The 13,771-nt window shown below is 42.9% G+C and carries 13 protein-coding genes; 6 read left to right on the top strand and 7 right to left on the bottom strand.

Going from position 1 to position 13,771, the window contains the following annotated elements; translation table 11 throughout:
• Positions 1–145: 145 nt before the first annotated feature.
• Positions 146–1,060, top strand: coding sequence for a DUF6268 family outer membrane beta-barrel protein (locus tag ABIE26_RS26090; protein WP_310146864.1), 915 nt, complete (start codon positions 146–148; stop codon positions 1,058–1,060).
• Positions 1,061–1,080: 20 nt separating this feature from the next.
• Here ABIE26_RS26090 and ABIE26_RS26095 read toward each other — a convergent pair whose 3' ends face one another.
• Together ABIE26_RS26095 and ABIE26_RS26100 are read right to left on the bottom strand one after the other, a co-directional pair.
• Positions 1,081–1,830 (bottom strand): LytR/AlgR family response regulator transcription factor, encoded by a 750-nt coding sequence (locus tag ABIE26_RS26095; protein ID WP_310146862.1) that lies wholly within the window; start codon positions 1,828–1,830, stop codon positions 1,081–1,083.
• A complete protein-coding gene (locus ABIE26_RS26100; protein ID WP_310146860.1) occupies positions 1,827–2,894 on the bottom strand; it encodes a sensor histidine kinase in 1,068 nt (355 codons plus the stop codon). The genes ABIE26_RS26095 and ABIE26_RS26100 overlap by 4 nt, the downstream gene beginning before the upstream one ends.
• A gap of 122 nt (positions 2,895–3,016) precedes the next feature.
• On the opposite strand from ABIE26_RS26100, the gene ABIE26_RS26105 reads away from it, so the two are divergent.
• From ABIE26_RS26105 to ABIE26_RS26125, 5 genes are read left to right on the top strand one after another with little or no spacing between them, the layout of a single operon-like run.
• A complete protein-coding gene (locus tag ABIE26_RS26105) occupies positions 3,017–3,442 on the top strand; it encodes an acyl-CoA thioesterase (RefSeq protein ID WP_084237395.1) in 426 nt (141 codons plus the stop codon).
• Between the two features lie 11 nt (positions 3,443–3,453).
• A complete protein-coding gene (locus ABIE26_RS26110; protein WP_310146858.1) occupies positions 3,454–3,846 on the top strand; it encodes an acyl-CoA thioesterase in 393 nt (130 codons plus the stop codon).
• 5 nt (positions 3,847–3,851) lie between these two features.
• Entirely contained in the window at positions 3,852–4,319 is a 468-nt protein-coding gene (locus ABIE26_RS26115) for an AraC family transcriptional regulator (RefSeq protein ID WP_310146856.1), read from the top strand.
• Positions 4,300–4,800, top strand: coding sequence for a VOC family protein (locus ABIE26_RS26120; protein ID WP_310146854.1), 501 nt, complete (start codon positions 4,300–4,302; stop codon positions 4,798–4,800). The genes ABIE26_RS26115 and ABIE26_RS26120 overlap by 20 nt, the downstream gene beginning before the upstream one ends.
• Entirely contained in the window at positions 4,784–5,233 is a 450-nt protein-coding gene (locus tag ABIE26_RS26125) for a DUF1569 domain-containing protein (protein WP_310146852.1), read from the top strand. Before ABIE26_RS26120 ends, ABIE26_RS26125 begins: the two co-directional genes overlap by 17 nt.
• Before the next feature lie 30 nt (positions 5,234–5,263).
• Here the strand turns inward: ABIE26_RS26125 and ABIE26_RS26130 are convergent, their stop codons facing one another.
• From ABIE26_RS26130 to ABIE26_RS26150, 5 genes are all read right to left on the bottom strand, one after another.
• Positions 5,264–6,703 carry a TlpA family protein disulfide reductase gene (locus ABIE26_RS26130; protein WP_310146850.1) on the bottom strand — a complete coding sequence of 480 codons (1,440 nt, stop codon included), beginning with the start codon at positions 6,701–6,703 and terminating at the stop codon, positions 5,264–5,266.
• A gap of 9 nt (positions 6,704–6,712) precedes the next feature.
• Positions 6,713–8,119 carry a RagB/SusD family nutrient uptake outer membrane protein gene (locus tag ABIE26_RS26135; RefSeq protein ID WP_310146848.1) on the bottom strand — a complete coding sequence of 469 codons (1,407 nt, stop codon included), beginning with the start codon at positions 8,117–8,119 and terminating at the stop codon, positions 6,713–6,715.
• Positions 8,120–8,129: 10 nt separating this feature from the next.
• Positions 8,130–11,753: a SusC/RagA family TonB-linked outer membrane protein gene (locus ABIE26_RS26140; protein ID WP_354376264.1), complete on the bottom strand. Its 3,624-nt coding sequence runs from the start codon at positions 11,751–11,753 to the stop codon at positions 8,130–8,132.
• 180 nt (positions 11,754–11,933) lie between these two features.
• Positions 11,934–13,073, bottom strand: a complete 1,140-nt coding sequence (locus tag ABIE26_RS26145; protein ID WP_310146844.1) for a FecR family protein — start codon at positions 13,071–13,073, stop codon at positions 11,934–11,936.
• A 50-nt stretch (positions 13,074–13,123) separates the two neighbouring features.
• On the bottom strand, positions 13,124–13,705 hold the full coding sequence (locus ABIE26_RS26150; protein ID WP_310146842.1) for an RNA polymerase sigma factor: 582 nt from the start codon (positions 13,703–13,705) through the stop codon (positions 13,124–13,126).
• Positions 13,706–13,771 lie beyond the last annotated feature (66 nt).

Raw genomic sequence — 13,771 nt, forward strand, 5'->3', positions numbered from 1 at the left:
GCAAAAGGGCTACCTGGCCATAACAGAAAATAAAAAAAATAAAGATGCCTTTGGTCAAAACTTCCCTGCAACTGGTCAATTAATTTTATTTAAAAGCCGGCTTCATCCTTTCTTCGCGAAGATTTACAAATCACAGCGATAACATATGAAGACTTTGAATTATTACCTGCTCCTGGTGGGGCTAGGATTGGGCATCACAACACGGGCACAAACAGGTTTTTCGGGTAGCCTTAAAACAGAATACGTACCTTTTTCCAACTATGTAAGGCCGGTAGACAGCGTTAAAACAGGATCTACCAGCGATTTTAAACGTATGCAACTGGCCTTTAACCTTCCCCTTTCCTTTAAAGTGGATACAACCGGCAGGCCAAAAATGTGGGCCCTTACCGCCGAAGGTTCCTATGCAAAAATGACCAATAGAAATTATGAGGAAACGTTATTTCCAACAAAAATGCTGAACGCCCAAATTGGGCTGGTACACATGCGCCCGTTGGGTAAAACCTGGTCTATACTGGCAATGGCCTCTGCAGGGGTATTTACAGATATGGAACAGATCAATAAGGATGACATCCTGGCGCAGGGCGGGGTTTTATTTATCAAACACTTTAACCCCAGGATAGCTTTTGGCTTTGGGCCCGTTGTAACCAATACTTTTGGTGTACCCATGGTACTTCCCGGACTTTATTTTAACTGGGTTACCCCTGGCAGGTACCAGCTGCGTGTCAATTTTCCGGAAGGCATAACATTTGGCATGCAAATGACACCTTCGGTCTCGTTAAATACAGTGGTGGAACTAAGTGGTATGACTGCCGAAAGAAACGTAAACAACAGGTCGTTTTTACTGGGCTATCAGCAGATCATTGCAGGTTTACGTCCTGAATTTAAACTGGGCAAATCATTAAGCTTTCAACTCACCGGCGGAACAACCCTGGCCAGGTCGTTTTCTACCACCAGCAGAAAACTAAAAGACTTCTTTAAATTCAAGGAAGAAGCCGATCCAAGGTTCACCACTACTTTTTACGGATCTGTTGGCCTTAAATGGGACTTCAGTAAAAAATAAAGCATTATTTACCAGGCTGCTTAACGGCTAAGCAGCTTGGTATATACCACTTCCTTTAGCAGTTCTTCTCTGCGGTTTCTGGATATGGGAAGTTCATTTCCATTGATAAAAACCCTTCCCCCTGAAACTGAATCGATATGCGCAATATTGATCAGGTACGACTTATGGATCCTGAAAAAGTTATCGGCCGGCAAGGATGCTTCCAATGAGATCATCGTTTGATGGATAACCAGCTCCCTGTCTTTAAAATATAGCTTGGCATAATTCTGCATCCCCTCAATGAACAGAATGTCTACCCAGGAAATCTTTTTAAAACCATCTCCCTGTCTGATGTATAAAAAGGTATCAACCGGCTGTGGTAATTTAACGCTTGCTGTGGCCAGGTGAAGTTGCCTGGCTTTTAAAGCTGCCTGGTAAAAACGTTTAAAAGCAATGGGCTTCAGCAAATAATCTACAATTTGCAGGCGGTAGCCCTCCAATGCGTGCTCAGAATAGGCTGTGGTCAAAATGGTAAGCGGTGCATGTTCCATAGATTCCAAAAATTCAAGTCCCGAAAGGTATGGCATATTGATGTCCAGGAACATCAGGTCAATATTCCCCTTTTGAATGTAATCTGCGGCTTCCAATGCAGTACCGCATGCGCCGGCCACCTGCAAAAAATCAAGCTGCGCACAAAAATCAATAATCCCTTCCCTGGCCAGGGGCTCGTCGTCAACAATAAGACATTGTAACGGGCTATCATTCCCGATTTTTGAAAGGTTCAAGCTCATAATGCAGATGTTTTAACAGGTAACGCTATGTTCAGTTTTACACTAAACAATTCCATTGTTTTCTCTATGTTCAACTCGTGTGAATCGGGGTATAACAGTTCCAGCCTTTTTCTCACATTCTCTAACCCCAGGCCATGATTGTTATGCTTTCTGGGTTGCTGCGCAGAGCTGGAATTTTCTATCACAAAAACCAGTTCCTGCCCGAGCTGCTGTAAATTCAGGTTTACAAAACCTTTTTTTGAAGGAAGGCGGGCCACATGCTTAAATGCATTTTCTACAAAAGGCACCAGCAAAAGCGGGGCTATTTGCGCGCGTCCATCATTAATGTTCCAGCAGCAATCTACCTGCAACTCGTCGCCCCAGCGTATTTTTTCAATGTCTACCAGATCTTTCAGGTATTTAACCTCACGTTCAAGTCCTACAGATTCGCTATTGCATTCGTATAACTGATATCTCAGGATGTCAGAAAATTTGATCAGCAAGGTGCCAGCCAGGCTTACATTTTTTTGCATCAGGATATGGATATGGTTCAACACATTGAACATCAGGTGCGGGTTGATCTGATCCTGCAGCAAGCGCAGCTGCGATTCCAGGTGTGCCTGCTGCAGCAATGCATGGTTCTTTTCAATTTTCTCATGTTCACGGTAAAAAGTCAGGCCGCAGGCAGCGCCGTTAATCAGGATAGCCAGTGGAAGTGTGCCCGTCAGTTTAACCCAGAATATGCCGTTATCCCTCATCAATGCAGCACTATCGTAAACAGAGCCATGCACAAAAAACCAGTAAAGCCCCACCGTACCGCCAGCAAGAATAAATGCCATAAACAACGTTATAACGATAAAACTAATGGCAAAAAAACGCATACCGCCGTTTGCTATAGCCCTTGGAAGCAATACATCGCTAAGCAAATGGGCACAAACCATGGAGCTCAGTATAATGAGGCAAACGGTATAAAGTGTTGGCAAATGTGGATAGTCGCGCACCACCTGCGACCAGAACGTAAGTCCCAGCAATAACCAGAATACACCGGCAATGAGCCAGCGTTTTTTAAGTGCAAATGTTTTCATCGGGCAGGTCAATTCATTAAGGGGATAAAAATACAATCAAAAAAAACAAATCTACCTGTGGGAAAAGAAACAATTTGACAAAGTGCAGTTATGGATAGACAGATGGTTGTATATTTGTTTTAATGAAGAACCTCAGCTTAAGGTGGTCAGACCTCGACCCCAATTTTCATCTGCGTCACAGCAGCTATTACGATCTTGCTGCCCAGGAAAGGATAGAGATCCTGCACCAGTACGGCATCACTATTGGCCTGTTACAGGAAACCCATATCGGGCCTGTCCTGTTTAAAGAGCAATGCGAATTCAGAAGAGAAATCCATCTGAACTCAAAAGTACACATCGTTACCAAATTACTAAGGATGCGCAAAGACGGCTCAAGATGGGTCATCAGGCACGAATTCCTATCAGACGAAAACCAGCTTCACGCCACCATTCAGGTTGAAGGCAGCTGGATAGACACCCTAAGACGGAAAATAGCCAGGCCAGTACCAGAAGCTATTCTTAGCGGATTGGAACGTTTCCCTAAAACCGAAGATTTCGAATACCTGTAATTTACACGATCATGGCAGACTATCTTTTTGAAATTGAGTTAAAAGTAAGGGATTATGAATGCGATCTGCAGGGCATCGTTAACAATGCCATCTACCAGTCGTACCTGGAGCATGCCCGCCATGAATACCTTGCTACCAAATCTGTATCGTTTAAAGAACTGACAGACAAAGGTATTTTGCTCATGGTTTCCAGGATAGAAATGGACTTTAAAAGATCCCTTACCAGTGGAGACCGCTTTGCCGTAAAACTAAGAACAGAAAGGCAGGGATTGAAGCTGGTATTTTACCAGGACATTTACAGGCTTTCCGACAATGCCCTGTGCCTGAAGGCAAAGGTAGATGTGATTGGCCAGATCAATGGCAAGTTAAACAGGGGCGATATTTTTGACACCCTTAATTTTTAAGCCCCATGCCTTTCCAAGCTAGCCTGTCAATTCCATACCCTAGGGTCTATTTATACAGACGGATTGTTCAGGCGAAGCTTTTCATAGACAACAATTACGCTGAGAAATTAGACCTCAACAACATTTCAGACGAAGCCTATTTCTCCAAATTCCATTTTCTGAGGCTGTTTAAGTCGGCCTACGGCAAAACACCGCATCAGTATTTAAAGTACGTAAGGATAGAAAAGGCAAAAGAACACCTCAAAAACGATATTCCTGTTACCGAGGCCTGCTTTCTGGTAGGCTTTGAAAGCCTGTCTTCCTTCAGCGGGCTTTTCTCAAAACTAGTGGGCAAATCCCCGTCAGCTTATCTGAAACACCATCAGCAAACTAAAAAGAACATCAGCAAAACACCCCTTGCTTTTGTACCCGGCTGTTATGCCTACCAACATGGCTGGCTGGAAAATAGCAATTTTGAAGAAACCGACAGCTGATTTATTGCTGATGTTTGTGGTAAGTTTAACATCAACCCGAAATACCATGATCACAAAAATGACCGTTACCAACATTCACGTTATTAACCAGGATAGCGCGTATGACTTCTATGTAAACAAATTAGGCTTCAAACTCGTAGACGATATTCCTATGGGGCCGGAAACACGCTGGCTAACGGTGTCGCCGCCGGAACAGCCCGACTTGCAACTGGTATTGTTCCCGGTTACCGTAAGCAAAATGTTTCCAAAAGAAGTTGCAGAGAATTTAATAGACCTTATCAAAAGAGGCATCTTCGGCTGTGGGGTATTAACCTGTAAAGACATCTTTGCTACTTATGAAGAGCTGAAAGCCAAGGGTGTTGAATTTATAAAACCCCCTTCCAAAGAATTTTATGGAACAGAGGCCTTATTCAAGGATGACTCCGGCAATTATTTTTCCCTGCAACCCTTAAACAATTTCGACAATGAAAACAATGTTTAACGCGGATGTAAGAGCTGAATTAGTATCAAGGGTAAATGCGCTTGATGAAAACAGCAAACCACTCTGGGGCAAAATGAACGTTTACCAGATGACCAAACATTGCAGCATATGGGATGAGTGGATCCTGGGGAAAAACAATCCTGTTTATAAGCAAGAGTTCCTGGGTAAGATTTTTGGCAAAATGGCACTCAAGAGCAATACCAAAGACGACAGGCCATTGGGCAAAAACATGCCGGCAGGCAAAATGGCCGTAAAAGAAAAAGCGGGCGATGTAAATGCCCAGAAGGCAATCTGGGCAGGCCTAATTGCCGATTATGGCCATTATTCCAATGAAAATTTCATTCATGATTTTTTCGGAAAAATGACCAAAGAACAAATCGGCATATTTGCTTACAAACATGCCGATCATCACTTAAGGCAATTTGGGGTATAAAGAATTGCGGGGCCTTAAGGCCCCGCAGTATTATTGAATTTCTTTCAGTTGTTCCAGTAATACCTTCATGTCACTTGGTCGTTTTGCATCCCAGTTAACTATTTCTCCTTTAGAATTGAAGATCAGGTACCGTGGTATCCCGACAAATTTAGGCACCTTTGCATCAATATCTTTTTTTAATGCTGTACCCGAACGAAGATTTATTCCTTTTAACGGAAACCCCTTCACCATCTCCTGCCATTTTGCGTCTGCATTGTCCCTGTCAATAGATAGGTAAACCGGTTTAACCCCCAGCTTTTCAAGCTCTTCATGGAGTTTAATGCTGTATTGCAGTTCCAATTTACACGGCCCACACCAGGTAGCCCACATGTCAACATAAGACACGCTGCCTTTCAAACGTTGCCCCAGCTCCTCAAGTGAGCTGATCTGTGCATAGTCCTTTAAAAACACAACCTCTTTTGGTGTAGCGAGCAACGATTTATGGTAGGCTTCAACCTTCTGCATTCCGGGTATTAATGCATTCCGCAGCTTACTCTTCGGAAAGGTTTGTTTGAATTCAGCCCAGTTGCTGAGCCAGACTTTCTCATTTTCATTATTACCTAAGCCTGTAGCAATGCCATTTGCCCAGGCATACTCCAGAGCATCCCCTTTTAACAGTACCTTAAAATCCCGGATCATTTGCAGGGCATAAGGAATGTCCTTTTCTTTTGGTGATTTATCTTTCAGATGCTGCAGGCTGGAATACCTCCCCATCAGCATACTAAAAAACTGTGATCTTAGCCAGTTTTTATTGCTGTTTACATCCGCATAGACAGCTGTCCATGCTTTCACGAACTCCGGATCAGGAGGATTTTTTGTATCCGCGGTTTCACTGTACACACCCGATCTCAGGCTAAAAAACATATCGGTAGAAAACAGTAACCTGTAATACATATCTGCTTCTGTTTCCATATACCTGTAAAATGTAGTATTGATCTTTTTATCGCTAAGTAAAGCTTCGAACTTTTGCAGGTCCGCTTTTTTCAGACTATCACATACCTGAAGACGCTTCGCAGCAAGCGGGTATTTATCCAGGTCCTGAAACCTTGACCGGGTGTTGTCCTCAAACAAGGTATTATACAGTTCCTGTCCAGTCGCATTATTCCCTTTAATCTGAACAGCTTTTTTACCCGGAACAAAAGTCAGTTCATATTTCTCACCGGCTTGCACCACCAGAAAAACTGAACGGAAGTCGTTGCTAACTTTAACAACACCGCCAGTATTTAATGGTACTGTGAAAAGTACCTTGTTATTGGCGTCCAATGTTTTGGTGATGGTATTGGGTTCAAAATAATTGCCATCAACAGGTAAGGAAATCACTACAGCAGGATCAGCAGCGCCGGCGGCCCCTACCTGTATTTTTACGTTTTGCTGGGCAAACGAGGGAACTACGGCACATAGTACCGCAATGCCCAATATTAATCTGATCATTATAATTTCCTATTTATTTTGCTGAATATCCGTTGACAAAGCCGACTCCGGTAAATGCAGGGTATAAGATGGACTATTTGGTTGCAACTCTATAAAGGTTCCGTTGGTAAAATAATGGCGTGCAGTAAAACCAAAATCAGGGTCATTGTTCAGTCTTCGCATGTCAAACCAGCGGGCGCCTTTAAACAGCAGTTCTTTTCTTCTCTCCAAAAGCACTTTTCTGATCGCATCTTTTTGATCGCTTGCGCTAAGATCGGTATAGTCTGCAGGTCTGTACCGGGTTTTGCGCAAGGTGTTCAGATCGGCCATAGCTGCTGTCAGATTATTGCCCCGGGCATATGCCTCAGCCCTCACCAGGTACATCTCGGGTACAGAAATACCCGGATTTACGTAAATAAACTGATCCATATAGGTATATATACCATCCCAGGTTATGTTGGCCTCTACATAAGGAATGAGGAAAACCCTTCTTAGGTCTTTGGCATCAAACAGCTGTTCTGTTGTTTTGGCAATAGGCTGATTAAACATCCCCCCGGTATAGGTGTACAGCTGTGCGAAGATATTTTCAGGGACGGTTAACCTGTCGGAAAAAGTAGTTACCCCGGTCTTTATACCAATATAAGCTACACCGTTTGATGCGGTCTTATTCGAATACACTGTATTGTAGTCTATCAGCCTGGAATTAAAAGAAAGCGCCTTGTCTGCAGCTTCCCCAGCCTTTACATAGTCCCCCAGCATCAGGTAAGTCCTGGCCAGGTACCCGTAAACTGCTGGCTTTGAAATTAAATAAGCATTGGCAGCTGCAATGGGAACATCATTTAAAGCTTCTGTGAGGTCTTTTAATATAAAATCATAAGTTCCCTGTACACTTCCCCGTCCAGGAAGATTTTTGGTCACTTCATTAGCAGTTACCAAAGGCACACCCGGGTCTGTTGATGCTGTTTGCTTATTGTAGGGCTTTGAGTAAAGATTAACGAGGTACCAGTATGACAGTGCCCTGCCAAATTTTGCCTGCGCCTTGGCACTGGCCACCCTGGCTGGCGTGGCGCCTTCAGCTTTATCAATACCATTCAGAATGGCATTGAACTGATAAATGTTGCTGTACAATGCCGCCCAGAAAGAATATTTGATTTCCTCTCGGGTTAAGTATGCGTCAGGCTGCCAGAAATACAAACGGGTCTGGCTGGTTTCAGCAAAATTCGTCCTGTCAAGGCTCCTGAAATAATAGTCATCCGAAAGAAAATCTATATCGGTAGCCAGGAACCTGAAATTACTTCCATCGTTCAGCAGACGTTCAAAATCTTGGATCTTTGAAGGGATCACGTATCCTTTAGGGGTAATATCTAGGTATTTTTTGCATGAAGAGAGGCCAACAAGGACCAATACCAGCAGTAATAGTGAATATTTCGTTTTCATTAGCTTATTTTTAAAATGTTGCGTTTATTCCAAAGGCATATGTAGGCATCAATGGCAATGTTCTGGCTTGTCCTGAAAATGCTTCCGGATCAATGTCAAACCGGTTATTGGTAATGGTAAGCAGGTTGCGGCATTGAACATTAAACTGCAGGCCTTTTAAATATTTAATTGCATTTAAACTTTTTGGAGATACATTATAAGTTAAAATAACCTCCCGTAATTTGGCATAAGATGCGTTAAACACGTTTGCATCCAGGAAATTGGCATAGTAAGCCCTTGCATAGGATGAACTCGCATCATTGATCACATTGGGGATTATGGTGGTATGCTCATCCCCTGGTTTTTTCCAGGCCTGAGCCAATCTTCCATCCATCCAATTAGGTCCGGCTGAGGCAAAAGGCAAACTTTGACGGGCTACATGCCCAGCATAAAAAACAAACATAAAGCTAAGGTCCAGGTTTTTATAACTCAGCATATTGGTAAGTGCTCCATTGTGTATCGGCCTTTTGCTGCCAGAAAAATAAGCAAAATCAAGCCTGCTGGTCAGCACCCCGTTAGGTTCAATATTCCCGTCAGCATTCAGGAGCCTCAGCTGACCTTTATCTGGCGAAAGCCCTGCAAAACGCATGCTGTAAAGACCGCCATAAGGCATGCCCACCAGGTAGGGAGAGCCATTGGCTATGCTGCGTGGATTGGTAAATGCGGGCGATAATGCAGAATGGGTAATTTTATTTTTATTAATGGCATACATTAAGGTGGTAGACCACCTGAAATCCCTTCCAACAATATTCTTAGTGGTTAATTGTGCCTCAAAGCCCTTATTGGTCATACTGGCAGAGTTGATCTGCGCGTTGGAAAAACCATACGTTGGATTGATAAATTCATCTCCCAGGATGTCTGTTGTGTTTCTATGGTAATAATCGAGCTTACCATTTATCCTGTAATTGAAAATTGCAAAATCAAGGCCCAGGTTGGTTGTAGCCGTACTCTCCCACCTTAATGAATTGTTGGCCGGTACAGTAATCCTGTTAGACGGCAGGTTGGTTACAAAATTAAGACCCGCAGTAGCAATCATAAAAGGCCCTGAATTTTTAGGGATGTTTCCATTTATACCATAGGTTGCCCTTAGCTGCAGGTTATTCAACACAGGGTGGTTTAGCAGAAAATCTTCATTCGTTGCGTTCCATGCCAGACCGGCCGACCACATAGGCTTGTATAGATATTTTGGGTCTGTACCAAATAAATTGGTCTGGTCTATCCGGATGCTTCCGCTCAGTACATACTTGTTTTTATAGGTATACGAAGCATTTCCAAATGCTGAAACAAATCGGTTCTCCTGATAAGTAATATAATCATTAATGCCGTTAAAACCATTGCCTATACTCCTTAATGTTAAAGGGAGGTTCTGCAGCTTTTGCCAATCCAGGTTAATAAACTGCAATGTAATGTCATCGTAACCATATTTGGTAACACTGTTGGCATTGTTGCTCGACTGTTTATTTTCTACTCCCAGCTGCGCCGCCACCTGGTGGTCGCCGGCAAACACTTTATCCACTGCAAGCACCCCTCTTATCACATGCCCCGTATAGTCAGATTTCACTTCTGTAAGCTTTGCACCCTGTGGAACATTGTAAGTTGGGGTAAGTAAGGTACCATCTACATTGGTTGCGATTTGTCCACTGGAATTCAGGGTGGGTGTAATAAAGTCGTTGATTTCCTTTATCAGGTCTGCCTGATCTGCATGAACATAATTTCTGTTGGCCATGCTTCCTTTTTCCAGCTGGTAACTCAGGTTTACACTAATACCTTCTGTAATTTTATAATTCAGTTCTGCCTGAATCCTTTGCGCTATACCTCTGTTTGTAAGCTCCTTGTTGTTTACTTCCTTTAAAGGATAATAAGATTCATCGGCCAGGCCCCAAGCCTTTCTTTGTGCAATGCTAAACGCATTGGAATTGTTCTGATTGGCCGGGTCTGCATTTCTGTTCACCACCATGGGGTTTCCATTGGCATCCTGGATCATGGCATAAGGTTTCAGCCTAAAAACACTGAGGGCTGAAACAGGGGCCTGTTGGCCATTGGAAAAGTTCAGATTGGCATTTACCCCGAAAGACAGGCGCTGGGTAACTTTATGCGAGGTTTTTAAAAAGACAGTATAGTTGTTGTTGCCTTCATGAAGGTTATATCCATTTGAGTTGGTATAATTAAACGATCCGTAATATTGGTTCCTTTCGTTACCCCCGTTAAAAGAAAAACTATGATTTTGTGTAAAAGATGTTTGCATCAGCAGATCTTTTATTTGCTGCGTATTGTCCAGTCCTTTTAATCTTTCCACCTCATTCAGATAAGTTGCAGGTGTAATCCTTCCGGCTACAGAATCCATGAACAATTGAGCAAATGCAGAAAATGCGCTCCGGTTAAATTGAATATTGCTTTCATATGCCGGCGTAAGCAGTTTACGTTCAATTGCGATGTCGTTTGCTGAGGACAACCGGTCTAAATAGCTGATATCCGGCTTAGCCTGAAACTGAAAGCTATTGTTGTACTGAAATGTAATATTCCCCTGCTTTCCCTGTTTGGTTGTGATCACAATCACCCCATTTGCAGCCCTCGCCCCCCAGATAGAAGCTGCTGCTGCATCTTTAAGGATAGTAATACTCTCCACATCGTTTGGATTAATCGAGTTGATATCACCCTCAATAGGAAAATTGTCGACCACAATCAACGGCCTTTTTGTACCATACAAAGTGGATACCCCCCGAATGGTCAGACCATCGTCCTGTGCCGGATTGCTGTTTGGATTGTCCTTTCCACCAATGAGCAACAAGCCCGGCGCCATTCCCTCCAGCCGTTCCAGCACATTGGTCTGGATCTTATTTTTTATTTCTTTACTACTGATCAGATCAAATGAACCTGTTGCCCTTTCCCTAGGTATTTTCTGATATCCTGTACTGAAAACAGTTACTTCTTCCAGTTTATCATCTGAAAGCTGCATTACAATCCTGCCGAGTTCAGGCGCAGCATTCAGCTCGCGGGTCTGATAACCCAGAAAAGAAATTTGGAGTACTGCCCCTTCAGCAATATTTTTGAAAGTAAACACGCCATTTTCATTGGTTCGGGTTACCTGATCTCTTCCCTTTACCTTCACTGTAGCCCCTGCCAAAGGCAGGCCGCTGGCATCAACAACCTTTCCTGTAACATCAATAGCTTTAAGGATATAGATCATACGGTCCAGAAAAGATGGTTCTCTTTTTTTAATGACTACAACCTTGTCTTCTATTTCATATTTCCAGGAGCGGTTATCCAGACTGCTTTTTAATACTTCGTCCAAAGGAGCATTCCGGAAATTCGCATTGATTTTTCTGGCCTCCTTAATTTCAATACCTGACCATAATACAGTATAGCCCGTTTGCTCCCTGATTTCGGTAAATAATTGTTCAAGGGAAATGTTATTCTTTTTTAGCGTTACCCTTTGCGCGAATCCTGCAGCACTGACCTGCACCATGGTTGCAATCATTAAAACCGTAACAAGTTTAATTTGCATGAGTAATTTCTCTTTAGTTGTTTTTGTAAACTGTGGTCTGGGCACATGGTGGTCTGCCCAAAATAAAATTCTGGTATAAATTTTATACATTTGGTTGTCTGTTTAGATTAAAAAATTAGTTCGTAAAAGCTCATTTTCAGTCAGACCGGCATTTCATTCAGGGGCGTTCGCTGCGTCCCTGAATCATTTCCAATCTGCTGATACTATGCTACCCCGCTGGTTTTGTTCCTGATTTTTTCATTGTGATTGGTTTAATTGATTTAGTTGTGATTATGATTTATTTACAATTACTTTTCGCCCTTCCAGTCTGAATTTCACATTTCCGGCTTTTTCAAGCATGTAAAAAACTTTTGATACGTTTTCATACCGGGAAATACTGCCTCCAAACACCTGTTTTTTGATTTCTGCGTCTTCATACTCAACCTCAAGATCGTACCAGCGGGCAACTTTATACATTACACTTTCCAGTGTTTCTTCATCAAATATGAAATATCCGTTCTTCCAGGCAATGGCATCTGCTATATTGGCCGGTGCAACATTTATTTTTCCGGTAGCCTCCAAAATGCCCTGCTGCCCCGGCCGGAGCACCTGATTATCCTTGTTACCTGTAATTTTTACAGCACCTTCCAGCAATGTTGTTTTTGTTACGCCCCCGGCATCATAGCCATTGATATTGAAATGGGTACCCAGCACCAGCACTTCCTGGCCTTTTGAACTTACTTTAAAAGGTTTGGTCCTATTGTGTGCAACTTCAAAATACGCTTCCCCGCTTAACTTAACCTCTCTTGTCTTGTCATTAAATCTAGCCGGGAACTGTAGTGAGCTCTCTGCATTTAACCAAACTTTTGTGCCATCGGGTAATACAATCTGATAAGTTCCGCCCCTGGGCGTATTTGCTGTCAGCATGGTATTTTTTTGCTCCTGAGAAAGTGATTCGAGAGGCGTACCGTCACTATAGGCAAAATTATGCCTTCCAATAACAACCCCGTTTTTGGCATGGCTGAGTTCTATCTTTCTGCCATCCCCCAATGTAATGGTAGCACTGTTTTTACCAGGTAAAACATCAGCAGAAGCTGATGTCAGCTGGCGTCGGCTGGCACCCTGGTAACGGAATGTATTAAAGAAATAAATCCCAAGAAACACCAAAGCCAGGGCAGCTGCAGCTGTCAGCCAGCCTCCCCACATTTTAAAAGTTCGGTTTCTACCTGCTGTAATGTTCGCTTTTTTAATGATGTTCTGGTACAGGCGTTCCCAGGCTTGCTCCCTGGTTTCTGTTCCTTTCATTTCGTAAATAGCATCGAAAGAATCGTACCAGGCTTCAAATGTCTGTTTTTCGGCATTGGTAATGGTTCCTTCCTGCCATTTCCTGGCTAGGTGCTTGATATGTTCCGGTGTATTTGAACTGGTCATTAAATCTGGCTCTTTAAGGTATAGCCAAATGAAAACCCATATACCCTACCTCATTTGGAAAGAAAAATCAAAAAAATTGGAAGATACTGCCCAAATTTTGTCCGCAGCGTTTTTATTGCTGCCCCCACATGCTTTTCAACTGCCTTCTCTGAAATCCCAAGGTCGGCTGCAATCTCCTTGTTGGTCATGTCCTTTTCCCGGCTCATCCTAAACACCAGCTGGCATTTAGGTGGCAAAGCCTGAATGCTGGCTTCCAGTTCAGTCCGGAGCAGTTCCAGATCAAAATTCCCCGAAGCATCCTGAACTAAACTGGTTATTGTACGCGTATAATTCTCGTTCCTGCTGCTTTCTCGTTGCTGCCTGGCCAAACGATTAATGATCTCAAATTTCAGGGCAACTGCAAAATAATGGTCAAAGCCAACACGCAGTTCAAGTTTTTGCCGCCGTTTCCAGAGGTTAAGAAATATATCCTGCAGTACTTCTTCAGCTTCATCCTGATCATTTAACCTTCTTCCTGCTACAACCAGTAATTTATCCCAATATTTACGGAATACAACAGCATAAGCTTGTTCATCTCCCTTTTTTATTAAGGTTAGCAACTCATGGTCAGTATATTTGCTGTAATCAGCCATTCCCCTTTGTTCCGATGTATAAACTATGAATAGTATTCTACAAACGTAGCAAATCCTGTTTAATAA

Origin of the sequence: Pedobacter africanus (assembly GCF_040548825.1) — a bacterium.
In the GTDB taxonomy this organism is placed as follows: Bacteria; Bacteroidota; Bacteroidia; order Sphingobacteriales; family Sphingobacteriaceae; genus Pedobacter; species Pedobacter africanus_A.

Coding starts and splice junctions, on each gene's coding strand:
- ABIE26_RS26090 (WP_310146864.1), top strand. CDS start 146: ATGAAGACTTTGAATTATTACCTGCTCCTGGTGGGGCTAGGATTGGGC.
- ABIE26_RS26095 (WP_310146862.1), bottom strand. CDS start 1,830: ATGAGCTTGAACCTTTCAAAAATCGGGAATGATAGCCCGTTACAATGT.
- ABIE26_RS26100 (WP_310146860.1), bottom strand. CDS start 2,894: ATGAAAACATTTGCACTTAAAAAACGCTGGCTCATTGCCGGTGTATTC.
- ABIE26_RS26105 (WP_084237395.1), top strand. CDS start 3,017: ATGAAGAACCTCAGCTTAAGGTGGTCAGACCTCGACCCCAATTTTCAT.
- ABIE26_RS26110 (WP_310146858.1), top strand. CDS start 3,454: ATGGCAGACTATCTTTTTGAAATTGAGTTAAAAGTAAGGGATTATGAA.
- ABIE26_RS26115 (WP_310146856.1), top strand. CDS start 3,852: ATGCCTTTCCAAGCTAGCCTGTCAATTCCATACCCTAGGGTCTATTTA.
- ABIE26_RS26125 (WP_310146852.1), top strand. CDS start 4,784: ATGAAAACAATGTTTAACGCGGATGTAAGAGCTGAATTAGTATCAAGG.
- ABIE26_RS26130 (WP_310146850.1), bottom strand. CDS start 6,703: ATGATCAGATTAATATTGGGCATTGCGGTACTATGTGCCGTAGTTCCC.
- ABIE26_RS26135 (WP_310146848.1), bottom strand. CDS start 8,119: ATGAAAACGAAATATTCACTATTACTGCTGGTATTGGTCCTTGTTGGC.
- ABIE26_RS26140 (WP_354376264.1), bottom strand. CDS start 11,753: ATGTATAAAATTTATACCAGAATTTTATTTTGGGCAGACCACCATGTG.
- ABIE26_RS26145 (WP_310146844.1), bottom strand. CDS start 13,073: ATGACCAGTTCAAATACACCGGAACATATCAAGCACCTAGCCAGGAAA.
- ABIE26_RS26150 (WP_310146842.1), bottom strand. CDS start 13,705: ATGGCTGATTACAGCAAATATACTGACCATGAGTTGCTAACCTTAATA.